The organism is Staphylococcus sp. HMSC14D10, assembly GCF_001808125.1.
GTDB lineage: Bacteria > Bacillota > Bacilli > Staphylococcales > Staphylococcaceae > Staphylococcus > Staphylococcus haemolyticus.
The window spans coordinates 14753-37803 of sequence record NZ_KV792270.1; the positions used below are offsets into that span (position 1 = coordinate 14753).

At 33.9% G+C, this 23051-nt stretch carries 25 protein-coding genes; all 25 read right to left on the reverse strand.

The window, feature by feature from the left end; all coding sequences use genetic code 11:
* Nucleotides 1-9: 9 nt before the first annotated feature.
* Nucleotides 10-3519, reverse strand: a complete 3510-nt coding sequence (mfd, locus tag HMPREF3134_RS10290; RefSeq protein ID WP_070442659.1) for a transcription-repair coupling factor — start codon at nt 3517-3519, stop codon at nt 10-12.
* A complete protein-coding gene (gene pth / locus HMPREF3134_RS10295; protein WP_011276759.1) occupies nt 3516-4088 on the reverse strand; it encodes an aminoacyl-tRNA hydrolase in 573 nt (190 codons plus the stop codon). Before pth ends, mfd begins: the two co-directional genes overlap by 4 nt.
* A 168-nt stretch (nt 4089-4256) precedes the next feature.
* Entirely contained in the window at nt 4257-4922 is a 666-nt protein-coding gene (locus HMPREF3134_RS10300) for a 50S ribosomal protein L25/general stress protein Ctc (RefSeq protein WP_070442662.1), read from the reverse strand.
* 183 nt (nt 4923-5105) lie between these two features.
* Nucleotides 5106-6071, reverse strand: a complete 966-nt coding sequence (locus tag HMPREF3134_RS10305) for a ribose-phosphate diphosphokinase (protein WP_011276761.1) — start codon at nt 6069-6071, stop codon at nt 5106-5108.
* A 111-nt stretch (nt 6072-6182) separates the two neighbouring features.
* Nucleotides 6183-7538, reverse strand: a complete 1356-nt coding sequence (glmU, locus tag HMPREF3134_RS10310; protein WP_070442665.1) for a bifunctional UDP-N-acetylglucosamine diphosphorylase/glucosamine-1-phosphate N-acetyltransferase GlmU — start codon at nt 7536-7538, stop codon at nt 6183-6185.
* A 209-nt stretch (nt 7539-7747) separates the two neighbouring features.
* Complete coding sequence (gene spoVG / locus HMPREF3134_RS10315; RefSeq protein ID WP_037552552.1) at nt 7748-8050, reverse strand: septation regulator SpoVG; 303 nt, start codon at nt 8048-8050, stop codon at nt 7748-7750.
* A 67-nt stretch (nt 8051-8117) separates the two neighbouring features.
* Complete coding sequence (locus tag HMPREF3134_RS10320) at nt 8118-8498, reverse strand: RidA family protein (RefSeq protein ID WP_037552555.1); 381 nt, start codon at nt 8496-8498, stop codon at nt 8118-8120.
* Nucleotides 8499-8515: 17 nt separating this feature from the next.
* Nucleotides 8516-9340: a pur operon repressor gene (gene purR / locus HMPREF3134_RS10325; protein WP_053015913.1), complete on the reverse strand. Its 825-nt coding sequence runs from the start codon at nt 9338-9340 to the stop codon at nt 8516-8518.
* 16 nt (nt 9341-9356) lie between these two features.
* The gene (ispE, locus tag HMPREF3134_RS10330) at nt 9357-10205 is read right to left on the reverse strand and encodes a 4-(cytidine 5'-diphospho)-2-C-methyl-D-erythritol kinase (RefSeq protein WP_053015912.1); all 849 of its coding nucleotides are present in this window, start codon (nt 10203-10205) and stop codon (nt 9357-9359) included.
* Nucleotides 10206-10522: 317 nt separating this feature from the next.
* Entirely contained in the window at nt 10523-10786 is a 264-nt protein-coding gene (gene veg / locus HMPREF3134_RS10335) for a biofilm formation stimulator Veg (RefSeq protein WP_011276767.1), read from the reverse strand.
* A 99-nt stretch (nt 10787-10885) separates the two neighbouring features.
* On the reverse strand, nt 10886-11776 hold the full coding sequence (gene rsmA / locus HMPREF3134_RS10340; RefSeq protein WP_070442668.1) for a 16S rRNA (adenine(1518)-N(6)/adenine(1519)-N(6))-dimethyltransferase RsmA: 891 nt from the start codon (nt 11774-11776) through the stop codon (nt 10886-10888).
* 3 nt (nt 11777-11779) lie between these two features.
* Nucleotides 11780-12328 (reverse strand): ribonuclease M5, encoded by a 549-nt coding sequence (gene rnmV / locus HMPREF3134_RS10345; RefSeq protein ID WP_011276769.1) that lies wholly within the window; start codon nt 12326-12328, stop codon nt 11780-11782.
* 143 nt (nt 12329-12471) lie between these two features.
* Nucleotides 12472-13242 (reverse strand): TatD family hydrolase, encoded by a 771-nt coding sequence (locus HMPREF3134_RS10350; RefSeq protein ID WP_037552637.1) that lies wholly within the window; start codon nt 13240-13242, stop codon nt 12472-12474.
* 29 nt (nt 13243-13271) lie between these two features.
* Complete coding sequence (gene metG / locus HMPREF3134_RS10355) at nt 13272-15251, reverse strand: methionine--tRNA ligase (RefSeq protein ID WP_037536992.1); 1980 nt, start codon at nt 15249-15251, stop codon at nt 13272-13274.
* Nucleotides 15252-15502: 251 nt separating this feature from the next.
* Nucleotides 15503-16345 (reverse strand): 16S rRNA (cytidine(1402)-2'-O)-methyltransferase, encoded by an 843-nt coding sequence (rsmI, locus tag HMPREF3134_RS10360; RefSeq protein ID WP_070442671.1) that lies wholly within the window; start codon nt 16343-16345, stop codon nt 15503-15505.
* A 2-nt stretch (nt 16346-16347) separates the two neighbouring features.
* On the reverse strand, nt 16348-16596 hold the full coding sequence (locus HMPREF3134_RS10365; protein WP_037536987.1) for a GIY-YIG nuclease family protein: 249 nt from the start codon (nt 16594-16596) through the stop codon (nt 16348-16350).
* The gene (locus tag HMPREF3134_RS10370) at nt 16589-17314 is read right to left on the reverse strand and encodes a tRNA1(Val) (adenine(37)-N6)-methyltransferase (protein WP_053023636.1); all 726 of its coding nucleotides are present in this window, start codon (nt 17312-17314) and stop codon (nt 16589-16591) included. Before HMPREF3134_RS10370 ends, HMPREF3134_RS10365 begins: the two co-directional genes overlap by 8 nt.
* 157 nt (nt 17315-17471) lie before the next feature.
* Nucleotides 17472-17870 carry a DNA replication initiation control protein YabA gene (gene yabA / locus HMPREF3134_RS10375; RefSeq protein WP_053023635.1) on the reverse strand — a complete coding sequence of 133 codons (399 nt, stop codon included), beginning with the start codon at nt 17868-17870 and terminating at the stop codon, nt 17472-17474.
* Nucleotides 17871-17885: 15 nt separating this feature from the next.
* The gene (locus tag HMPREF3134_RS10380) at nt 17886-18689 is read right to left on the reverse strand and encodes a PSP1 domain-containing protein (protein WP_070442674.1); all 804 of its coding nucleotides are present in this window, start codon (nt 18687-18689) and stop codon (nt 17886-17888) included.
* Between the two features lies 1 nt (nt 18690).
* Entirely contained in the window at nt 18691-19617 is a 927-nt protein-coding gene (locus HMPREF3134_RS10385) for a DNA polymerase III subunit delta' C-terminal domain-containing protein (RefSeq protein ID WP_048668044.1), read from the reverse strand.
* Nucleotides 19618-19887: 270 nt separating this feature from the next.
* Nucleotides 19888-20217, reverse strand: coding sequence for a cyclic-di-AMP receptor (locus tag HMPREF3134_RS10390; RefSeq protein ID WP_070442677.1), 330 nt, complete (start codon nt 20215-20217; stop codon nt 19888-19890).
* Between the two features lie 33 nt (nt 20218-20250).
* On the reverse strand, nt 20251-20862 hold the full coding sequence (gene tmk / locus HMPREF3134_RS10395; protein WP_037552627.1) for a dTMP kinase: 612 nt from the start codon (nt 20860-20862) through the stop codon (nt 20251-20253).
* A gap of 1 nt (nt 20863) precedes the next feature.
* The gene (locus HMPREF3134_RS10400; RefSeq protein ID WP_053020207.1) at nt 20864-22204 is read right to left on the reverse strand and encodes an aminotransferase class I/II-fold pyridoxal phosphate-dependent enzyme; all 1341 of its coding nucleotides are present in this window, start codon (nt 22202-22204) and stop codon (nt 20864-20866) included.
* 31 nt (nt 22205-22235) lie between these two features.
* Complete coding sequence (locus tag HMPREF3134_RS10405) at nt 22236-22760, reverse strand: GNAT family N-acetyltransferase (protein WP_070442680.1); 525 nt, start codon at nt 22758-22760, stop codon at nt 22236-22238.
* Nucleotides 22761-22838: 78 nt separating this feature from the next.
* Complete coding sequence (locus HMPREF3134_RS12255) at nt 22839-22976, reverse strand: hypothetical protein (protein WP_154391941.1); 138 nt, start codon at nt 22974-22976, stop codon at nt 22839-22841.
* Between the last annotated feature and the right edge of the window lie 75 nt (nt 22977-23051).

Sequence of the window (23051 nt, forward strand, 5' to 3'; positions counted from 1 at the left end):
GATATGCTTTTAGTTTTCATCTTCAATAACCATACTTCCTTCAAGACATCTCACAAGGAATTTCAAGTTATCTAACCATTGCTTAGACTTGGTAAGTGTTACATGCATGCGATTTTCTTTAACACCTAGTTTCATTGCACGTCCTAAAGGTTGTGTTTGTTTAAACAGTTCTTCACCGTTCATTTGTCCTGTTGCTTTCGCTGATAATGACACTTCAATTTGCTTACCTTTATCTTTAATTAAAGTTACCCCTGCATGTAGCGCATGTATTTTAATTTCAACCATTTCAAGTAAACGTTCAACTTCAACTGGATAATCATTGAATCGATCTATCAATTCATCTTTAATATCAAATAATTGTTCTTCTGTTTCGACTTTACGTAGTTTTTTATAAATTTCAATTTTTGCTTGCTCATTTTGAATGTATTCTGCAGGTAAATAGGCATCTAAGTTGAGTTCCATTTCTACTTCTGGTGCATCTGGTTCTTCTTCTTTAATACCACGTTTTTCATTAACCGCTTCTTCTAACATTTGTGAATACAAGTCAAAGCCAACCGAATCAATAAAGCCGTGTTGTTGTTTACCTAGTAAGTTTCCGGCACCACGAATATTTAAATCACGCATGGCAATTTTGAATCCTGAACCCAATTCAGTAAATTCTTTAATAGCTTGTAATCTTTCTTCTGCAGTTTCAGTTAGCACTTTATTCGCAGAATGTAAAAAGTATGCATAGCCAATTCGACTTGAGCGTCCTACACGACCGCGCAATTGATACAATTGGCTTAATCCAAAGCGATCTGCTTCTTCAATGATTAGAGTATTCGCATTAGGTACATCTACACCTGTCTCAATAATCGTTGTAGTCACTAAAATATCAAATTCGCCATTAATAAAGCTTAGCATTGTTTCTTCAAGATCACGTTCTGTCATCTGACCATGTGCAACGGCAATATTAGCATCCGGCATTAACATCTGTAATTGTTCACGTTTTTCATAAATGGATTGAACTCTGTTGTATAAATAGAATACCTGTCCATCACGTGATAATTCTCGTTCTAAAGCTTCTTTAATAAAATTATTATTTTGTTCTAACACATAAGTTTGTACAGGGAAACGATTTTCTGGAGGTGTCTCAATGACTGATAAATCCCGTACACCTAGCATACTCATGTGTAATGTTCTAGGAATAGGCGTTGCAGTTAACGTCAGTACGTCTACATTCGTCTTCATTGTCTTAATACGTTCTTTATGACGTACACCAAAACGTTGTTCTTCATCGACTATTAATAATCCTAAATCTTTATAATGAATATCTTTGCCTAACAATTTATGTGTTCCAACAACAATATCAACGTATCCTGATTTAAGACCTTCTTTAGTTTCTTTGACTTCTTTAGTTGAACGGAATCGACTAATCAATTCAATTTGTACCGGAAAATCCTGCATTCGTTCAATTAACGTTTCATAATGTTGTTGCGCTAAAATCGTTGTAGGTACAAGAAATGCAACTTGTTTCCCTTCCATTACTGCTTTAAAAGCTGCTCTAACAGCAACTTCTGTTTTACCATAACCTACGTCACCACATAATAGACGATCCATTGGTCGCTCGCGTTCCATATCACCTTTAATTTCGTCTATCGATTTCGCTTGGTCAGGCGTTAATTCATATGGGAAGTCCATTTCAAATGCACTTTGCTCAGCGGTATCTTCACCGTATTGATAACCTACCGACATTTCACGTTCTTTATATAATGCGATTAATTCATCAGCAATATCTTCGACACTTTGTTGAACTTTAGCTTTTGTTTTCTTCCATTCTGAGCCACCAAGTTTATTTAATTTAGGCGACTTATCTTCTGAAGCAACATATTTTTGAACTTGATCCATTTGATCGACTGGTACAAAGAGTTGGTCTGTGCCTTTATATTGCAATTTAATATAATCTCGGTGAACATCTCCAACTTCTAAAGTTTCAACACCAAGATAACGCCCTACCCCATGATGTACATGTACGACGTAGTCACCAACATTAAGGTCTTGATATGACTTGATTTTTTCAGCATTAGATAAAGTTTTAGTACGTTTACGCTGTTTCTTTTGTTTTGTTTTGAACAATTCTCTCTCAGTTATAACAACAAGTTGCATATAAGGTAATTCGAAACCTTCTGAAAGACTACCCTCTGTAACAACGACTTGGCCAGATTTAATGTCATTGTGAACATTAGTAACAATTGGTATATGCATCTCATTCAACATCGATTGAATTCGTTCAACTTTCGTTTCAGTTTCTACTAAAACCACGATATGATAGTCGTTGTGTACATAGCGTTGGAATTCAGAACGCATAATATCGTATTGCCCATAAAACTGTTGTACTGGTTTACAAGAAAACTTAATAATATGTTGTAACTGAACAGGCATAGTGGACGTAAACAAAGTGAAGTACGTCACTGGATAATCCTTCAATAACGACTCAAAACCATCAAATTGCATAAATGATTGACCGATAAATCCGTTTCCACTTTCTATTAAGTTCTGAATGAAATCGTCCACTTCAGTTGTTAGCGTCTTTTCAGTTTCTTTAATACGGTTATATTCGTCAGCTACAATGATGGCGTCTTTTGCAAAATAGTCAATAAGCGTTGAAGGTTGCTCGTACATAAATGCCACCAATCGACGTAATAATTGATGATCAAAAAACGTTGTTTCAAATAACTTAAAACTTTCATATGTCTCTTTCAAATCATTACGAACAGACTTGTCAATTTTTGGTCGTGTTGTTTCATATGCGGTTTTCAATTCTGATTGTAAATGTTGAATGACATCATCTGTAATAATGTAATCACTTGCTGTTGTGATTGAAACTTCTTCAATATTGTCATTTGAACGTTGCGTCTCAACATCGAAGTCACGAATTGAATCAACTTCTGTATCAAACAATTCTATTCGAACAGGTTGACCTATGAGAGGGTGAATATCGATAATACCTCCACGCAATGAGAACTCGCCGATATGTGATACAACACTCTCACGACGATATCCCATATTCACTAATTTATTTAAGAATTCATCGACATCTATATCCTCGCCTACTCTAAGCGTAATTTGATGATCTTTCCAAAGTTCAAACGGTGTGAGCCACTTTTTCAATCCGTTCAAAGGTACGATAAATAACCCTTTCTTATTATGAGCTAATGCAGTCAGTGTTCTTACACGTTCACTCATAAGTTGAGGGCTTTGCGTTGAAAATTCTTCAGTCATAATATCTTGTACAGGATATTTATAAACTTCAGAATGATCGACATATTGTAAAATATCAGTTTCTAATTTATCTGCTTGATATAAGTTGTTAGTGATTAACAACATTTGTTTTTGATCTTTTAGATACTTTTCAGCGATAATCGTAGCTTTCGCAGAGGGAGAGAGACCAGTTACAAGAATGTTTTGATGACCGAATACATCATCGAGTTCCTGGAAACGTTTATCATTTTGAATATAGTCTGAAATGATAGATCTCAATTGACTTCTCCATTATATTGATTCATTACATGGTCGAAGCGTGAACTTTCAATAAAAGCTTCCACAGCATGTGCTGAATGTTCAATCACTTTATCCATAGTAATCATCTCTTCTTTTGAAAATTTCTGTAATACATAATCAGGTACTGACATACCATTCGTTGGTCTCCCTACGCCAATACGAATTCGTTTAAATTGATCTGTACCTAAATGTTTAATGATAGACTTCATACCATTATGTCCTCCAGCACTACCTTTTTGGCGCAAGCGGATTTGACCTTGAGATAAATCTAAATCATCATACAAGACGATTAAATCTTCCACTTCAACATTATAGTAATCCATTAATGGCCCTACTGCTTCACCAGACAGATTCATCATAGTCATTGGTTCAATAAATAGAACCTTGTCACCATTTAAACGTTCAATAGTATAAGCACCTTTAAATTTTTGTTTATCTAATGAGAAATTATGTTTCTTCAAAATGTAATCAATGACTTCAAAACCGATATTGTGTCTTGTTAACTCAAATCGCTTGCCTATATTCCCAAGACCCACAATACATTTCATACGATGTTACCTCCATTGTGATTCATTTATAACGACTAACTGAATAGAATTGTGCATATATCAATTATTCATTATTTTATAACATTCCCTATAATAACACAAAAAGGGAGTAGAACAGAATTCATTAAGAATTCATGTTCCACTCCCATAAAGATAACAATCAACGAATTATTCTTCGTCTTTATTTTCTTCTTTGCTATCTTCTTCTTTATCTTCACCAACTACTTCAGGTTCTTCAGTTGCTGCTTCACCTTCCATAGCTTCAACTTCTTCTTCAGTAGGTTCATCAGTTGGAGGAACTACTGTTACAACAGATTCTTCTGGGTCATTTTCAATTGTGAAATCGCCAGAAACTTTAATATCTGAAACTGAGTAGCTGTCATTAACTTCTAATTCAGTAATGTCAACTTCAATTGATTCAGGGATATTTTCTGGAGTTGCTGTAACTTGTAAGTCGAATAATGGTTGTTCAACTACGCCACCTTCTTTAGCACCAGCAGCTTCACCTACTAATTGAACTGGTACATCAACAGTACGTTCTTCAGTCATGTTGATTGCTAAGAAGTCGATGTGTGTAATTTGGTTTTTAAGTGGGTCAAATTGATAATCTGACACCATAACTTTGATTGATTTAGAACCAACGCCTAAATCGATAACACCGTTACGTCCTACTTCACGGATAACTTTGATGAATTCAACTTCATCAACTTTAACTGAAGTATTTTTAGTACCATAACCATAAACTACTGCAGGTACTTTACCTGTATTACGTAATTTTTTAAGGTCAGAACGTGTTTGTTTACCTTGACGGATGATTGACTTTAATGAAGTCATTCGTATTTCCACCTTTCATTTTCAAGTCTAGATACTTATTATCGTGAGAATATAAAGTTCTGGACTTCCCTTCACTTACCCATCAACTTTATAAGTTGCTTGCAAGTGTTTATTAGTTCGTAAAACCACGAACGAATATATTATACACGGTTGAAATGTATAAGTCAAACGCAATTGTAAACTTTAGTCAAATAATACACTTACTGATTCACGTTCATATACTCGAATAATTGCTTGAGCAAGTAATCCAGCTACTGATAATTCTTTAGTGTTTGACGGTTTACGTGTGTCATCTAATAAGATTGAATTTGTAACGATTAATTCTTTAATTGCTGAATTCTCGATACGCTCCTTAGCAGGACCTGATAAAACTGGGTGTGTACAACAAGCATACACATCTTTAGCACCTTTATCTTTTAAAGCTTGTGCAGCTAAAGTGATTGTTCCTGCTGTATCGATAATGTCATCAATAATAATCGCAGTGCGTCCTTCAATTTCACCAACAATATTCATTACTTCTGCTACGTTTGGTTTAGGACGTCGTTTATCAATAATTGCAATCGGAGTTTTTAAAATGTCAGCAAGTTTACGTGCGCGTGTAACGCCACCGTGGTCCGGTGATACTACGACACATTCTTCTGGGTCAATGTTAGGGTCATTCTCAAAATGTTGACCAATGATTGGTACACCCATTAAATGGTCAATTGGAATATCAAAGAATCCTTGAATTTGTGGTGCATGTAAATCTAATGCAATCATGCGATTAGCACCAGCTGTTTCAATTAAGTTAGCTACTAACTTAGCTGTAATAGGTTCACGGCTACGTGCTTTTCTATCTTGACGTGCATAGCCATAATATGGAACCACAATATTGATATTAGCTGCTGATGCACGCTTACAAGCATCAATCATGATCAATAACTCCATCAAGTGTAAATTAACCGGATTTGAAGTTGGTTGGATAATGAAAACATCACATCCACGAATACTTTCTTCAATATTGATTTGAATTTCTCCATCGCTAAAGCGTTTAACAGAACATTTCCCTAATTCAATCCCTACTCGATCAGCTACCTCTTGTGCTAATGGCTCATTTCCTTTTAAAGAGAAAATCTTTAAAGATGAATTTTTGTATTCATTATTTAACATTTATAGTCCTCCAATTTTTAACTTAGACACTTTCATTATATAAAAAATTAATCGCTTTTACTATGTTCAACAAAAAATTGTGGAAAAGAGATACCAAATTTTATCAAAAAATTATTTTTTGAGATATCCTTCTTTTGTGATTTGACGGGCACGCGCAAGGGCTAAACTTTCATTAGGGACGTTGTCGGTAATTGTTGAACCTGCAGCGATTAACACACCGTCACCAACAGTTACAGGTGCCACTAAGTTAGTATTACATCCAATAAATGCATCTTTACCTACAACCGTTTTAAATTTATTAACACCATCATAATTTACTGTGATTGAACCACAACCAATGTTTGTACGTTCACCGATTTCAGCATCTCCAATATAACTTAAGTGAGATACTTTAGCCCCATCTTTAAGATCTGCTTTTTTCACTTCGACAAAGTTACCCACTTTTACATCTGAACCTAAGTTTGAACCAGGTCTTAGTTGCGCGAATGGTCCAACTTTTGTTTTATCACCAACGATTGAATCATTAATAACTGATTGTTTAATGTCAACTTTTGAGCCAATATGACTATTGTTGATTTCAGAGTATTGACCGATGACAGCTTCTTCTCCTATTTCTGTTTCACCATTAATACGTACACCAGGTTCAATAATTGTATCCATACCTATTTTGACATCTGGTCCAATAAATGTAGTTGTAGGGTCGATAATAGTTACACCATTTCTCATATGCTCAATGTTAATACGTTGTTGCAACGCCTTTTCCGCATTACTTAACATGACACGATCATTTACACCCATAATCTCATTAAAATCGTCTGTGTGATAAACTTCAGCGACGCCATTATCAGCTAAGATTAAGCTGATCACATCTGGCAAGTAGTATTCACCTTGAGCATTATCATTTTTAACTTCTTCTAATTTAGAGAAAAGAACTCGATTATCGAACGCAAAAATTCCAGAACTAATTTCCGTTAATGCTTTTTGTGCTTCTGACGCGTCTTTTTCTTCAACAATACGTTGTAGTCTACGTTGTTCATCGCGAACAATTCGCCCATAACCAAACGGAATCTGAGCAGTTGCTGATAATACTGTCGCTTGCGCATGAGTACTTTCATGATGCTCAATTAACTTTTGTAACGTATGAGCTGTAATGAGCGGTGTGTCTCCACAAACAACTAAAGTTGTACCTTCCACTTCTTTCAAATGTTCGTTAGCCATCTTTACAGCATGTGCTGTTCCTAATTGTTCTTCTTGATAGCTATATAACGATTGGTTCCCCAATGTTTCTTTAACGTCTTCAGCACCATGACCTACAATTGTCACGATTTGGTTAACACCAGCATTCTTAACATTTGTTAACACATGTTCTACCATTGATTTTCCAGCAACTTTATGTAGCACTTTATATTTATTTGATTTCATTCTAGTACCTTTTCCAGCTGCTAATATTACTGCATTTCTTTGCATGAGTGGTAACCCTCCAATAAATTTTACACTTCTAATTTATTATAATTTAACTCAAGTTCGAGTTTCAAGATTTAGAAGGTTTTATAATTTAGTCTATTTAAATTTTTCAAAATATGTATTCACTAGTAAAACGCTTTATACCGCACTTGATATTTAAAAAACAGGTTCAACAAATTTAAATGCTGAACCTGCCATAATGTATGATTTATTTAAGCTTCGTCTGAATCTTCTGATGAAGCATTTTTATCTGGAATAACTTCATCTGTTTCGTCATATACTTTCATAACGGCATCTTGAATTTCTTGTCTCATATCAGAGTTGATTGGATGCGCGATATCACGGAATTCACCATCTGGTGTACGTTTACTTGGCATAGCAACGAAAAGACCTGAGTTCCCTTCAATTACACGTAAATCGTGAATTACAAAAGCTTCGTCTAATGTAATTGAAACAAGTGCTTTCATTCTGCCATCTGTTTCTATTTTTCTAAGTCTAACATCTGTCACTTTCATGTAGTGAGCCCCCCTAGTATATATATCTTTGTTTGTTAGAAGCTTGACAATTCTTTAATCAAGGAAATTATATTCCTTTTACTTTACCTACAACTTCAATTTCAACTTTAACGTCTTTAGGCAATCTTGCAACTTCAACACAACTACGCGCTGGTTGATGTTCACTGAAATAACTACCATAGACTTCATTTATTTGTTGAAATTCATTCATGTCGGAGATAAAAATGGTTGCTTTCACAACTGAGTTTAAATCCGAACCAGCTTCTTCAAGTACGACAGACAAATTGTCTAGCACTTGTTTTGTTTGCTCTTTCACATCATCACTGACAATATTCCCTTCAGTATCTAATGGGATTTGTCCAGATGTGAATACTAAATTATTCACAACCATAGCGTGTGAGTATGGTCCTAAAGCTTCTGGTGCTTTTTTAGTGTTAATTGTTTTCATGATGTAATAAACTCCTTTTAAGAAAATTTAGACAAACTATTGCCAGGTTCTACTTTAAATTCCTGATTGTATTCATCAACATCAGATAATTTAACTAAAGAAGTATAATCCTCAATCAATCTTTGTTTAACTTCTTTTGATTCTACAAGTACAGATACCCCTTTAACTTGTGCCTTAAACTCATTCATAAGATTCATGACACCGTTGATTGAACCTCCTGCTCTCATAAAATCATCCACGACAAGTACATTAGAATTTTCAGCTAATGTACGTTTAGAAAGCACCATTGTTTCGATCTTACGTGAAGAGCCAGACACGTAGTTAATCGATACAGTAGATCCCTCAGTAACTTTATTGTCTTTTCTAATTACTACTACAGGTAAATTTAATACGTTAGCTACCGCATTAGCAAGCGATATCCCTTTTGTAGCGATTGTTACAACCGCATCAAGATCTTCTTCCATATAAATGCTAGCAATTAATTTACCAACTTTATTAAGTAAAGAAGGGTTACCTACTAAATCTGATAAGAAAAGATATCCACCAGGTAATAATCGTTCTTTTTCTTGAAGTAGTTCAATAACTTCTTCAACAATTTGCGAAGCCTCTTCTTTACTCATCATTGGTTTGTAAGTTACACCACCACTAGCACCTGCAGTCGTAATAACTGTACCTAGTTTTTCTTTTTGGAAAGTATTCTTAATAATTTGAACATCTTCACTAATTGAAGACTTCGCTTGTTTAAATTTTTTCACAAAAAAAGTTAAAGGTATTAACTGATTTGGATGATTCATTAAATACTGTGTCATAAAGACGATACGTTCACTTCTTTTATACCTCATTTGTTGTTCAACCCTTCTATCCTAATAATCTTACTAAATACACTTCATTACAGCAGCCATTAACAGCATTATATATCTTTTTCGCTTGGCTTTCTTTTTGAGCAAGCCCATATACGGTTGGACCACTACCACTCATTAATGCGCCATCTGCACCACATTGCAACATATTATTTTTTATTTTTTCAATTTCAGGATGCATTGACATTGATACTGGTTCTAGACGATTCGATAAGCTTTCACATAACTGTTTATAATCACCTTCAACAATCGCCTTCTCGCACATTTCTGTATCTACATGATGTGCATCATCCAAATCTAACGCCTTGAATACATCCGCGGATGATATACCTAAATTAGGTTTCGCTAAAACTACCCAAGCTGAAGGTGGCTTTTTTAAAAAGCGTATCTTTTCACCTCTACCTTTGCATACAGCAGTTCTGTTATAGATGCAAAACGGAATGTCTGTTCCAATTTGTATTCCCAAATCACTTAGTTCATGCAAAGATTTATCCAAATTAAACAGACGATTAATACCACGCAACGTAGCAGCTGCATCAGCTGATCCTCCTGCTAAACCGGCAGAAACGGGGATATCTTTATCTATAGTAATGGTGACACCTTCATTTAAATCATAGGTTTCCAACATCAATTGTGCTGCACGATAAGCCAAATTTTTATGATCATTTGGAACATAGTTATGTTCAATATCAACAACGATTTTTTTATCTTTTCTTTTTTGGAAAGATAATCGATCGTTCAGATCAACTGTCGTCATAATCATTGCAATTTCATGATATCCATCATCTCTTTTGAAAAGTGTATCGAGCGTCAAATTTATCTTGGCTGGTGCCGTTTCATATATCATTTCTCCGCCCTCTCTTCATCTATAGTAATAAGATGATTTTAACATAAAGACTTAAAATATTTGATAGATACATGACAAATTTATGTAAAATCTTAATAAAACAATCAATTTAATCTACTAATATACGTTTTCTAATGAAATTATATTATTTTTAAGTAAAATGATTGGAAGTGAGGTAGAAGCATTCACTGTCTCACGTTCGACGCATATCTTAATCTTCTACAAAAAAAGAGTGTTGAACTTAATAAGCCCAACACCCAATACATTTTAATTTATAGAGTTGTAATACACTAAACCACTCTATATTTATGTCTAAATTAGTGTGCAACTACTTCTTGATGATTATCTTCTTCAAATGAAACTTGTACGTTCTCTGTAAGAACATCCGTATATGTATACGAAACTCTTTCAAAATTATGCTTATCTTGGTCTAATTCAACAACGAATACTGAAGGATACGTTTCTTTTAAAACACCGCAACGTTCGATTGTTTTTTTACGACCACCGTTGGCTTTTAGTACAATACGATTTCCTAAATGACAATCAATAGAATTTTTGATGTCCAAAATTGATTTTGGCATATTGCTCCACCTCGCTACAAGTTACATAATACCATATTTTACAAGGTTATGTCAAATAAAATTTAAATTTTATCAATGTAGTAGCGCTTTGTCAACAATTTAATTTTCTAATTCTGGGAAATTTTTCTTTTCTTCATACAATCGTGCAAAATCTTGTATTGATAGCGTTTCCCCACGTCTTTTAGGATCAATACCTGTTTGTTCAAGCCATTTTAATATACTTTTTCTATGCTTTTTTCCATCTTTAAAGAAATTCTGATAATTGTTGTTAATTGTTTTACGTCTTTGCGCAAAAGCTGCTTTAGCTAATTTAAAGAAAGTTTCTTCGTCATCCACGCTGACGAGTGGCGTCTCTCTTTGCATTAATTTAACAACAATAGAATCTACATTAGGTGGTGGCATGAAAACTGTTTTAGGAACCGTTAACACTTTACTTGTTTCTGTATAGTACTGTGTAACAATAGATAATGAACCATAAGCCTTTGTTCCTACTTGGGCATTTAAACGTTCACCAACCTCTTTTTGCATCATAACAACATAACCATCAATCGGAATATCTTGTTGCATTAAATTCAATAAAATTGGTGTTGTAATATAATATGGTAAATTAGCTACGACCATGATTTTGTCACAATCATTCAAATATGTTTTAACCGCTTTACCAATGTCTGCTTTCAATATATCTTCGTTAATTATCGTTACGTTGTCATATGGCGCTAGCGTTTCTTTTAGTACAGGTATAAGTCGTTGATCAATTTCAAATGACATCACCTTTTTAGCTCTTTTGGCTAATTGCTCTGTTAAAGAACCCATACCGGGACCAACTTCAATAATACCTGTGTTGTCGTCAATTTCACTTGCATCTATAATTTTATGAATGATATTCACATCTACTAAGAAATTTTGTCCTAAACTTTTTTTAAAGTTAAATCCAAACTGATCTAACAATGCCTTAGTTCTAGAAGGTGTCGCAATATCTTTTCTCTCCACCTTTTATTCACTCTCCTTTTCCATAGATAATGCTTCGCGCACATCCGATTCAGTATAACCAAATGCATTGAGTTTCTTAAGCAGTTGCTTGCCATTTGAATGTCCGATGTGTAATTTACGACCTAGTATTTCTCTTTTACGACGTGCGTCTTTACCAATTATTAATCCTAAGTCTATGAGAACACTTTTGTCGATTGATTCTTCCGCTTCTTCAAAAGGAGAACTGACGTGCATTAATGCGTCTCTAATATCTTTTGGATGCGCATGTTCAACACCGATTTTACCACGCTTATTTTTAGCCTTTTCTCTATCTAAATATGCATGTTTAACACCTGAAACGTGTTCTGTAATCGTGTGACGTATTTTATCACCGGGAAAGTCAGGATCAGTTAATACGATAACACCTCTTGTTTCTTGTGCATTTTGGATGACTGCTAAAGTCTCTTTATTGATAGCACTCCCATTTGTTTCAATCGTATCACATTCAACAGCCGACTTTACTCGTTCTGTGTCATCTCTACCTTCTACTACGATAAATTCATTGATTTTCATAATAAAAAATCCTTACCTTTCAAATTCATTTCACATATATTATAACTACTTATCACATAAAAAATGAGAAAGATGTCGTGTGTCATGTTTATAAAATCATACCATGACAGACACGGTTTAACATCTTTCTCAGACATATATTATTATTTTAATTTAAATAAACGTTCAGCATTTTCCGTAGTTTGATGACATACATCTTCGTATGACATACCACGTAATTCTGCAATTTGTTCAGCAACTAAAGTCACACGTTCTGGTTCATTACGTTTACCTCTATATGGATGAGGTGAAAGATAAGGCGCATCTGTTTCAACTAACAATCTATCCATAGGTACATGTTTTGCGACTTCTTTAGGTTGCTTAGCATTCTTAAATGTAACTGGACCACCTAAAGAAATATGGAAGTTCAGCTTATTAATAACTACATCTGCAATTTCAGGAGAACCACTGAAACTATGCATAATTCCGCCTACTTCTTCAGCATGTTCTTCCATTAAGATATCTACACAATCTTGCGTAGCTTCGCGATTATGAATAATGATAGGCAAGCCCACTCTTTTAGCGAGAGTAATTTGCTTTCTAAATACGTCTTTTTGAACTTCAGCTGGAGATTTATCCCAATGATAATCTAAGCCCATTTCTCCAATACCAATAACTTTAGGATGCTTTGATAACTCTTCAATCCATTGTAAACGTTCATCTGTAAAATCAATCGCATCAACAGGATGCCAACCTATAATTCCATAAATAAAATCATATTGATCAATCAGTTCCATAGCACGTTCGATTGTCGGTGTATCAAAACCAACGACAAACATGCGATCAACGCCTGCTTCTCTCGCACGAGAAATGACTTCAGTTAAATCTTCCGCATATTGTTCATCATTTAAATGGACATGTGTATCGATTAACATTTTATCTCTCCTAATTTTACAATTTATTACTATTTAATAACTGCACCATTTGGAATTGCACTTGGTAAACTAACTAATGTTAAGACACCATCTTTTTCAGCTGATAAAATCATGCCTTCTGACTTTTGACCCATTAATTTAGCAGGTTTTAAGTTAGTGACCACTGCAACTTTTTTTCCGATAATATCTTCTGGACGATAAAACTTAGCGATTCCAGAAACAATTTGACGTTGCTCTGAACCTAAGTCAATTTGAATTTTTAACAATTTATCAGACTTTGGAACGTTTTCAGCATCAGTAATTGTTGCTGCTTTAATTTCAACTTTATCAAAATCTTTAATATCAATTTGCGCTTTACTTGGCTCTTCCACTTCATCTTTAGATTCTTCAGACTTTGGAGGTTGCATTGATTCTTTAATATATGCAATTTCCGCTTCAGTGTCTAAACGTGGGAAGATTGGTGTTGGCTTCTCAGTTACCATAATCGGTTGTTTTAATGCACCATATTGTTCAAGACTTTCTAATTCAAATAATTCAGGTTCATTAATATTCAGTTGTTTGAAAATTTCTTTAGGCGCATGTGTTAAGAATGGACGTAGTAATACTGCAGCATATCGAATATTTTCAACTAAATGTGCCATGACATTACCAAGCATATCTTTTTGACTATCATCCTTAGCTAATACCCATGGTGTAGTCTCATCGATATATTTATTCGTACGACTAATAAACTTCCATACAGTAGATAAAGCTACAGAGAATTGAAAACTTTCCATACTTTCATTGAAATGTTTCACAGTTTCATGTGCTAATGCTTCCATATCTTCGTCCAGTTCATGTTTAGGACCTTCATATGCAGGCAGTTCACCTTGGAAATACTTATTAATCATAGAGATTGTACGATTTACTAAGTTACCTAAGTCATTTGCTAAATCATAGTTAGTACGCTCTACAAAAGCTTCAGGAGTGAATACTCCATCAGAGCCAAATGGTAGTTCGCGCATTAAATAATAGCGTGTTGCATCAAGACCATAGCGGTCAATTAATACGTTAGGATCTACCACATTACCTTTAGATTTACTCATTTTACCGTCTTTCATCAGAATCCAACCATGTGCAAATACTTTTTTAGGAAGCGGTAAGTCTAACGCCATTAATAAAATTGGCCAAATAATTGAGTGGAAACGTACAATTTCCTTAGCCATTAAATGCACATCTGCTGGCCAATATTTCTTGAATAATTCATCATCATCTGATAAGTATCCTAATGCAGAAATATAGTTTACTAACGCATCAATCCATACGTATACAACGTGTTTAGGATTGGATGGCACTCTGACGCCCCAGTCAAATGATGTACGTGAAACAGCTAAATCTTCTAAACCAGGTTTAATAAAGTTGTTAATCATTTCATTTTTTCTTGAAGGCGGTTGAATGAAATCTGGATTAGCATCATAAAATTCTAATAATCTATCTGTGTATTTATTAATATTAAAGAAATAGCTTTCCTCTTTAACTAACTCAACCTCATGACCTGAATCTGGGCTTTTTCCGCCAACGATTTTGCCATTTTCATATATTGGATCTACTAATTGCGATTCAGTGTAATATGTTTCATCTGGTACTGAATACCACCCTTCATACTCACCAAGGTAAATATCACCTTGTTTTAAAAGACGCTCAAAAACTTTTTCTACTACTTGTTTATGACGATCTTCTGTAGTACGAATAAAGTCATCATTAGAGATTTCTAACTTACTCCAAAGACTTTTAATACCACTAATCATTTCATCTAAATATTCTAATTCAGTTTTACCTGCTTTTTGAGCTTTTTCTTGAATTTTTTGGCCATGTTCATCTGTACCAGTTAAGTAACGAACATCATAGCCTTGCATACGTTTATAACGTGAAATCACATCACCAGCTACTGTTGAATATGCATGACCGATATGCAAATTACCACTCGGATAATAAATTGGGGTTGTAATATAAAATGTTTCTTTCGCCATCAATAGTCCTCCTCATCGTTTACAAAATAATAATATATACGTGTTATTTTGTTCATTATGGATTTTGATACTTAAACGCATCACGATATCCTTTTATATTAAGTTATTTCTTATTATAACTCATATCAATTTTCTAATGTCGTATCCTATTAACATTACCATAAATTCATTAATTTATGGGGTATTTCATAAGATTTTCATTGCCCATTTTCTCAGAAAAATATTTAATTAATCAACGTTTCATTGCCACATCATTGATTGACATCATGATATATGTCATAAACTTCTCCAGTCTTCATATGACGGTCTTCTGCGACTAACTTAATCGCCTTTTTAGGTTTAATATTTTGTTCTGATATATAGTGTTCGACATGCTCTGAAATGGTAAGTGATTGAAACCATTGTTCAGTTTCAAGAGGCTTAGCGCCCTCAATCAAGATTACAAATTCACCTTTTTGCATAATTTCATCGTTTTGAAATGCATTTATTAAGTGCCCAACTTCTTGCATCACAATTTGTTCAAACTTTTTAGTTAATTCACGACCCACTGCAACACGTCTAGTATCATCAACTTTGGAAATGACTTTTAACGTTTCAACAACACGGAATGGTGACTCATAAATAATTAATGTGCTATCTTGAAACATTCGTTCCTGCAATACTGCTACTTTATCTTTTTCTTTTCTAGGTAAAAAGCCTAAAAATGTATACGTATAGGATGGTAGGCCACTTGCCATTAGTGCAGTTAAACCTGCATTAGGACCAGGCACGGTTTCTACATGAATGTCATAACTGTGGGCTGCAACGACCAACTCATAACCCGGATCGCTTATTAAAGGTAAACCTGCATCTGACACTAAAGCGATATTGTAACCTTCATTTAACAAGTCAATTAAATACTCAGTTTGCTGTGACTTATTATGTTCATGATATGATTTGAGCGGTGTTTGAATATCATAATGATTGCAAAGCTTTTTGGTCACTCGTGTATCTTCACAAGCTATAAAATCAGCATTATTTAAAGTTTCAATTGCACGAAATGTAATATCACCTAGATTTCCTATAGGCGTTCCCACTAAATATAATGTCGCCATATTTAACGCTCCTCAATCATTTTTAATTTTTGTTGTCTGCTATATGTTTTAATTTCATACTCTCTTCGCATTGCTTCTGATTTTGAACTAAACATTTCTTGATAAACTAACACTACCGGACGTCTTGTTTTAGTATATTTAGCCCCTTTTCCTGCATTATGCGTCGCAATACGTGCCTCTACATTGGTAGTATAACCCGTATATAATGAATTATCTTTGCATTTAACTATATAGACATAATGTTTAGCCATAATACACCTCTTTCATTTCATCAGTGTAGTCACCCTGATTGTTATAGATGTAAAATGGTGGTGCAATGGTTAATCCCTGGTTACCGTTTTTGCGTCCCTCTACTACAATCGTAACAGCCGATTTATCAATTTTACTATAAATAAAAACCACTCGTTTCGGTTCAATAGTGGCTTTGCGCATCTCAGTTAAGACATCCATTAACCTTTCAGCTCGATGAACCATCATAAGTCGACCACCTTGCTTTAATAAATGACGCGCTGCCAACATACAATCCTCTAATGTACACATAATCTCATGTCTCGCAATCTTATGCGCCTCTTTTTGATGTTGATGACGTTGATTGCTTTTAAAATAAGGAGGATTACACGTGACTAACGTATATTGAGATGGTTTAAAGTTTTGGTACACATCTTTTAAATCCATGTGATGCATTAATAATCGATTCGTTAAATCGTTATATTCGAAGCTACGACGAGCCATATCAGCCAATTGTTCTTGTATCTCGATACTCTCAATTGTTTGCGATTCTTTAGCTGATAACAAGAGTGCAATCACACCATTTCCCGCGCAAAGGTCTAATATTTTGTCATTCTTCCTCACTTCGGTAAAATGCCCTAACAATAAAGCATCTGTTGAAAATGAAAAAACATCGTCATTTTGTATAATTTTCAAATTTTCTTTAAATAAGTCATCAATACGCTCATTAGCTTTTAACATAATCTTTTTTCTCCTAAAAAAGAGATGTCTTTACAACACATCGTTATATTTCAAAGTGTTGAAATCCATCCCTAATCATTAGCGTACGCTTTAATCAATTTCACTTTACATTTGCGACGTACTGTCAATCCACTGGCAATATCAACTGACCAATGGTCTAACTATTTAATACATTCATACATAGTAAACAATCCTCACCATATCGGTGTTTACCAAATAATTCTCCATTACAAATATGGAATCCTTCGCTATATAATACTGCTAAGTTATCCTTACTTGGCAATGGTTTCTTAACATGTTTAATTGAACTTTTATTATCTCTTTCCTTACTCATTGGCTTGTTGTCTTTTTCAATACGATTGGTAACTTTGACATCTTCAACATCTTGTTCACTCTTAGCCATCAATGATTTTAAATTATCATTTTCAACTTGTAAGGCAACATTTTCTTCAATAAGTTGGATAGATAATGCTTTCAGTTCACTCATTTCCTGATTTAATTGATTAACATTACTTTCAAGTTTTACAATTTTTTCAAATAAGTCATTGCGATTCAAAAGTAACGTGCCTCCTTAATTAAAAGCTTCTAATTCTTCCATTTTATATTCTAACGGCTGTTCTAAACCATCGATTTTAACTTGCATTGAAATATCTAGAATATTTAACCCAATGACTCGTCCTTTGCCTTCAGGTGTCACAATTTTATCCCCTAAATCAGGCAACTGTGCTCTTGCCTCTTCATAAAAATCATTTTCATATTTTAAACAACACATCAATCGACCACAAGCACCAGAAATTTTAGTAGGATTTAATGACAGATTTTGATCTTTAGCCATTTTAATTGAAACCGGTTCAAAATCCCCTAAAAATGTGGCACAACATAGTGAACGACCACATGGACCGATACCACCTAGTAATTTGGCTTCATCTCGAACACCGATTTGTCTTAATTCGATACGTGTCTTTAAATTTTGTGCTAAATGTTTTACGAGTTTACGAAAATCAATACGATCATCTGCTGTAAAATTAAAAATTACTTTTGATTTATCTAATGTATATTCACAATTAACTAATCGCATATCCAGTTGCTGTTCTTTAACTAAGTCTTTACATAATTGTAATGCATTAGTGGCATCTTCATCATTTTGATAATACGTTTCGATATCTTGCTCTGTAGCAACGCGTATAATTTCTTTTAAAGGTAATGTGACATCACCATCTTCAACATCTTTAGGTGGAAACTTTACACTTCCAATTTCAATGCCTCTTTTAGATTCGACAACAACCCAATCATCTACATTTACGTCTAAATCATTAGGCGCATAATATTCCAATTTCCCTGCTTTCTGAAATTGTACACCTACGATATTTGGCATTCTAACTCACACCTTTGATTACTATTTGTTCAAATACAAGCGTCGGATTAACATTTTGCATTAATTTTTTGTGCGCTTCTGTAATTTGGTCATACATTGTTATAACTTGGTTTAGCGATAACTGATTCGCATATTTTTCTATATTACCTTTTAAATCTGTGTATGTAAAATCTCGTTCAATTCCTATTTTGGCATGCATAATATCCTCAAAAAACGCGTTAACGGCTGCTAGCGTTAATAATTGTAACTTACGATTTTTCGCATTTTTTAATAAATCTATTATTCCAATTAATGCCATAGGTCTATTCGTTAATAATAAGTCACACCAATGTAAAATCACTTTCCTAAGTGTAACTAAATCATGTTCTTCATTTAAATCTATTGCAGTTTCTAGTTGCGTAGTATAGGTGCTTAGCATTTCAGCTACAGCTCTATTAATATCTTCATCAACTAATCTATCTATGAAGTCTTGTTTATCACTTGGTTTAAAATAAACATGCTGACAACGTGAATGAATTGTATCTAAGATTTGTTCTGGCTTCGTTGATAACAAAATGGCTATCGTATTCTCAGGTGGTTCTTCTAAAAACTTTAATATACTATTTTCCCCTTGAACAGTAAGCTTTTCAAAATCTTCAATGATATAAACTTTATGTGTTCCTTCAATAGGAAGTTGATTCATACGATGTACCAATTGCTCAATTTGCTCTTTCTTAATTGAATTTTCTTCAGAAGATACATACATGAAGTCTGGTTGGTTGAAGGTTTCAACTTTCATTTCACATTGCTGATTCCCATTACATAGAATAAGTTTTGCAAATTCCATCGCTACATGCTTCATTGATTGTGCATCATCACCTTCAAAAAGGTAGGCATGCGATAGTTTATTTGAATGATACGCATTCGCTAATTTTTGTTGTTCATCCATGCTTGCTTACTCCTTATTCAACTTTATAATATAAAAGAGGTTAGAACCAAAGCATTTAGAATTTATGCAAACTTACCGATTAGCAAAATTATATTTCAAATTTTGTCGAATCGAGTTTCTCTACAACTTAACATGTTGCAAAAAAGTTTGCTAAATCTGCCTTCAAACACCGTCTATCAGTGTTCCAGAGCATAAGCCATAACGTCCCAACCTCGAATATTGTTTATTCATCTAAGGTGTCTTAATTTCATTATTCATTACTTTTAAATGTTAAAATCTATGGAATGATTCGACTGGCATTACAAATACTGTAGCGCCACCTACTTCCACTTCAACAGGATATGGTATGTAAGAATCTGCACTACCTCCCATTGGTGTCATTGGTGAAACAAGTTGATCTCTATTACCGCAAGTATGATCAATGACTGATAAAATATCATCTACACGGCCATCATCTACACCACATAAGAAAGTAGTGTTACCTGCTCTTAAAAATCCACCAGTAGTTGCTAATTTTGTAGCTCTAAAGTTATTTTTCACGAGTTGGTCTGAAAGTTCTTGACTATCCTGATCTTGAACGATCGCTATAATCATTTTCATTTTAAAACACCTCTTCTTGTTATTATATCATAATTATTTTAAAAAATTTAAGATTATCTCATAAGTTTCATTGACTACATCATCAATATTACGTGTCGCATCTACCACTGCAAAACGCTGAGGTGTTTCTTGAATGATTTGTCGATATCCTTCAATCACCTTCTCGTGAAATGCAATATCTTCTTTATCAAGCCGATTTTGATCTCGTTGATTTTTAAGTATTCTATCTCTACCGACTTCTGCCGTAATATCTAAATAAATGGTTAAATTTGGATAAAGACCATTTATTGCAAAATCATTTAATTGCTTCACTTCTTCAATACCTATACCCCTTGCATAACCTTGATATGCAAGAGAACTATCAATATATCTATCACATAAGACAATTTTATTATCATTTAACGCGGGCACAACTTTTTCTACTAGGTGTTCTCTTCTAGAAGCAGCAAACAACATTGCTTCTGTACGTATGTCCATATTTTCCCCTTCTAATACTACCTTACGTATTTCTTCACCAGTTGGTACTCCTCCAGGTTCTCTAGTAGCAATCAACTGATAATCCTGAGCTAACTTTTCAGACACACGTTGCAATACAGTTGTCTTACCTGAACCTTCAGGACCCTCGAATGTTATAAACGCCGACATTTTATTCATCCTTAACTAATATTTTTTCTTGTCTTATACCTTCAACTCTATCGCCTTTTTGAAGATATTCTCGCATTAATTTTATCATATTTTGGGTTATTCTTTCCCCTTTTAAATAAACAGGGATACCCGGCGGATATGGTATGATGTGCATTGCTAATATCTTACCTATCGATTGATCAATATCAACCCATGTTACGTTACCACTATCTTGTGGGAAGTATGTACCTTCATCTAACGGTATATGTATTGATGTTGATTGTTTAGTTGACAAAGGACATGGTAGATTGATTTTAGTGATTTTGTTTAATAGTGTTTCAAATGGATACTTATCGTCCTCATGCCATAACGGCAATACAAATAAAACTTGCTTGTCGTCAGCTAATTCAATGTATATACCCATTTGTTCAAACCATGTTTGTATTTCAAATCCAGAATACCCTTGATACTGAATTAATAATTTTAAAGGATCACTTACACAAATAGTAGTTAATCCAATCATATTTAGCGTATCAATAAGTTGCTTTCTTTTCTCAAAAAATAGCGTACTATCGTAATCAACATAAAATTGATGTGCTAGCTCAAGACTGGCCATCACTAAATATGAAGGACTAGAAGTCTGATAGTATCCTAGATATCGCACTATTTCATCTTTCAATGGCGCATCTTTATGAATAAACAATATAGATCCCATCGTGAGTGCGGGCAATGTCTTGTGATAAGACTGCACAACATAATCCGCGCCACTTTCAAGTGCAGATTTTGGAAAGTTTTTTAAATTAAAATGTGCACCATGTGCCTCATCAACTAATACTGGTATCGCTTCACGATGTGCTCTATCTACAAATGCTTTGATATCAAAGCATTCACCATAATAGTTTGGATAGGTTACAATAGCTAACTTCTGATTATTAAATGTCATACTTTGTGTGTCCGGACCTAAATATTGACTACTATTATTACTCTTAATCATTGCTATTATATCAGCAGGTTGCTGTACAATGTCCAATCCATGAAAGACTGATTTGTGCACATTACGACTAATCAAATAATTCCCTTTTAATTTTGAAAATGACTGTATCACTGATAAAATTCCTGAGGTTGTTCCGTTAATTAAGAAATATGCGTCATAATCCGGTTGCTTATGAATATGTTGCATACTTTTTAATATGATATCTTCTGGGTGATGCAAATCATCAAGTCCCGTAATTTCAGTCATATCCATCTTAAAGTCCAAATTTTTTACATTACCGATTGTTCCATTTTTGTGACCAGGTACATGTAAAGAAATAGCATTTTCATTTACCAATTGAGATAATTTATGAAAAATTGGAAGTTCCATATTATACACACTTTCTAATTATTTAGTGCACTTACGATAAATCATCATTGCCATCGCGTTGCTCAATCCACTTTGCTTTCAATAGTCCCATGACATAACAATCTTTATACTTTCCTTGAGTATAAAAATGTTCTTTTAATTCACCTTCTATAATGAAACCTGCTTTTTTATATATGTGCACTGCTTTTTCATTATTCACATCCACATATAAATAAACTTTATTCAGGTTCAAGACTAAAAAGGCGTAATCAACTGCCATTTTAAATGCTTTTTTAGCATACCCTTTATTTCCAAATTGTGAATCTATAATAATTTGAATTTCACAATTTCTATGTACAAAGTTAATTTCCACTAATTCTACAACACCGATAGACGTGTGATCATCTTCAATAATGAATCTTCTCTCTGATTCATCTAAAATATGCTTTTGATATAACGTTTTTAACTCACTTAATGATTCATACGGTTCTTCAAACCAATAAGACATAATCGTATATTCGTTATTTAAATGATGTACAAATTGTAAGTCTGTTTCTTCTAAAGCTCTAATTATCATTCTTAGCACTCCTTTAATTACAGTGTAGACAAGCGATTTAACTAAGTAAAGTAACTCAATACTTTAACTTTCTATTCGTTAAGGTATAACTCTTTCTCTAGCGGAACGTAAATCTGCTACCACCGGCGCTAAGAAACTTACTTTACTTCGAGACAAGCGCTCGCTTCCTTCCTCATTTTCTAAAATTGCTTGTTCTTTTAGCTCAACTAAACTCACTTCTCAATTTTCTCAATTCATCGGATTCAAACACTTTCTCCTCGTAAAGCTATTACACTTTTATTTGTTGTTATC

What these genes read in the sequence shown, in the direction of transcription:
- glmU (WP_070442665.1), bottom strand. Translation starts at nt 7,538, where the DNA reads ATGCAAAGAAATGCAGTAATATTAGCAGCTGGAAAAGGTACTAGAATG.
- HMPREF3134_RS10305 (WP_011276761.1), bottom strand. Translation starts at nt 6,071, where the DNA reads ATGTTAAATAATGAATACAAAAATTCATCTTTAAAGATTTTCTCTTTA.
- spoVG (WP_037552552.1), bottom strand. Translation starts at nt 8,050, where the DNA reads ATGAAAGTGACAGATGTTAGACTTAGAAAAATAGAAACAGATGGCAGA.
- rnmV (WP_011276769.1), bottom strand. Translation starts at nt 12,328, where the DNA reads ATGAAAATCAATGAATTTATCGTAGTAGAAGGTAGAGATGACACAGAA.
- HMPREF3134_RS10365 (WP_037536987.1), bottom strand. Translation starts at nt 16,596, where the DNA reads ATGGCTAAACATTATGTCTATATAGTTAAATGCAAAGATAATTCATTA.
- HMPREF3134_RS10405 (WP_070442680.1), bottom strand. Translation starts at nt 22,760, where the DNA reads ATGATAATTAGAGCTTTAGAAGAAACAGACTTACAATTTGTACATCAT.
- pth (WP_011276759.1), bottom strand. Translation starts at nt 4,088, where the DNA reads ATGAAATGTATTGTGGGTCTTGGGAATATAGGCAAGCGATTTGAGTTA.
- HMPREF3134_RS10390 (WP_070442677.1), bottom strand. Translation starts at nt 20,217, where the DNA reads ATGAAAATGATTATAGCGATCGTTCAAGATCAGGATAGTCAAGAACTT.
- HMPREF3134_RS10300 (WP_070442662.1), bottom strand. Translation starts at nt 4,922, where the DNA reads ATGACTTCATTAAAGTCAATCATCCGTCAAGGTAAACAAACACGTTCT.
- HMPREF3134_RS10400 (WP_053020207.1), bottom strand. Translation starts at nt 22,204, where the DNA reads ATGGAACTTCCAATTTTTCATAAATTATCTCAATTGGTAAATGAAAAT.
- HMPREF3134_RS10370 (WP_053023636.1), bottom strand. Translation starts at nt 17,314, where the DNA reads ATGTTAAAAGCTAATGAGCGTATTGATGACTTATTTAAAGAAAATTTG.
- HMPREF3134_RS10380 (WP_070442674.1), bottom strand. Translation starts at nt 18,689, where the DNA reads ATGCCAAATATCGTAGGTGTACAATTTCAGAAAGCAGGGAAATTGGAA.
- rsmI (WP_070442671.1), bottom strand. Translation starts at nt 16,345, where the DNA reads ATGGCGACATTATATTTAGTGGGAACGCCTATAGGAAATCTAGGTGAT.
- HMPREF3134_RS10320 (WP_037552555.1), bottom strand. Translation starts at nt 8,498, where the DNA reads ATGAAAACAATTAACACTAAAAAAGCACCAGAAGCTTTAGGACCATAC.
- ispE (WP_053015912.1), bottom strand. Translation starts at nt 10,205, where the DNA reads ATGATATATGAAACGGCACCAGCCAAGATAAATTTGACGCTCGATACA.
- metG (WP_037536992.1), bottom strand. Translation starts at nt 15,251, where the DNA reads ATGGCGAAAGAAACATTTTATATTACAACCCCAATTTATTATCCGAGT.
- tmk (WP_037552627.1), bottom strand. Translation starts at nt 20,862, where the DNA reads ATGTCGGCGTTTATAACATTCGAGGGTCCTGAAGGTTCAGGTAAGACA.
- purR (WP_053015913.1), bottom strand. Translation starts at nt 9,340, where the DNA reads ATGAGGTATAAAAGAAGTGAACGTATCGTCTTTATGACACAGTATTTA.
- HMPREF3134_RS10350 (WP_037552637.1), bottom strand. Translation starts at nt 13,242, where the DNA reads ATGTTAATCGATACACATGTCCATTTAAATGATGAACAATATGCGGAA.
- veg (WP_011276767.1), bottom strand. Translation starts at nt 10,786, where the DNA reads ATGCCAAAATCAATTTTGGACATCAAAAATTCTATTGATTGTCATTTA.
- HMPREF3134_RS10385 (WP_048668044.1), bottom strand. Translation starts at nt 19,617, where the DNA reads ATGGATGAACAACAAAAATTAGCGAATGCGTATCATTCAAATAAACTA.